This window comes from Pseudoalteromonas sp. S4741 (assembly GCF_005886135.1).
Taxonomy (GTDB): Bacteria; Pseudomonadota; Gammaproteobacteria; order Enterobacterales; family Alteromonadaceae; genus Pseudoalteromonas; species Pseudoalteromonas tetraodonis.
Map to the genome: position 1 here is coordinate 1 of NZ_PNCN01000199.1, position 769 is coordinate 769.

General features: G+C 39.9%; 1 protein-coding gene and 1 pseudogene. Both read left to right on the forward strand.

What is annotated here, in order from left to right; all coding sequences use genetic code 11:
• Positions 1-95: 95 nt before the first annotated feature.
• Complete coding sequence (locus tag CWC30_RS17610; protein ID WP_138627746.1) at positions 96-395, forward strand: hypothetical protein; 300 nt, start codon at positions 96-98, stop codon at positions 393-395.
• Positions 396-475: 80 nt separating this feature from the next.
• Positions 476-709 (forward strand): annotated as a pseudogene (locus CWC30_RS17615) (HAD family hydrolase); the annotation flags it as partial.
• Between the last annotated feature and the right edge of the window lie 60 nt (positions 710-769).

Sequence of the window (769 nt, forward strand, 5' to 3'; positions counted from 1 at the left end):
ATTCTTAACTGATCTGCATTATGCCTAGTGCAGGCTTTTTTATTTTTGTAGAGCTGCTAAAGTAGCGCTCATATGTTTATTAAAGAGAAAAAGTAATGGCTGGATTTTGGAATTACCGTGTAATTTATTGTGAAGCAACCAAAGATGAAGCGGCGCAATATCAAATACACGAAGTGGAATATAATCTAAATGGTAAAGTAACTAACTGGTCAGAAACGGGGGCAGCGCCGTTTGGTACTTCGTTAGATGAACTAAAAGATGATGCTGAGCGCTTAAAAACAGCATTTGAAAAACCCGTACTTAAAGTGATGCGCAAAGCCCGTGGTTACGAGTTAGTTGATGTAAACACCGGTGAAGACGCTTATGCTGAGCCGCCAGCAGGCTTGACTGAGTAACACAAATTAATGAAAGGTGCTTAGGCACCTTTTTTAATATTCAGGGCATAGGCTAAACAGCTAAACAACAAGGAGAAAGTATGTCTATTGAAGCGGTATTATTTGATATGGATGGCACGTTAGTTGATTCTCAAAGTGTGCATTATATCTGCTGGAGCCAATTACTTGCGCCTTTTGGTGTGTGTTATAAAGAAGATGATTTTTGTCGGCGCTTTTCGGGACGTCCCACTATTGACGCTGCAAAGGAAATAAAACAAACCCATAACTTGTCTATGAGTAGTCGCTATTTAGCGGATGAAAAATACCGTTTGTTTAAGGGTCTGTTGACCTTTGCAGATTTAAATTTGTTCAAGCTAGGGGCGATTTAATCGCGG

Bases quoted from the DNA above. Each gene is read 5' to 3' on its own strand.
- CWC30_RS17610 (WP_138627746.1), top strand. From the start codon at position 96: ATGGCTGGATTTTGGAATTACCGTGTAATTTATTGTGAAGCAACCAAA.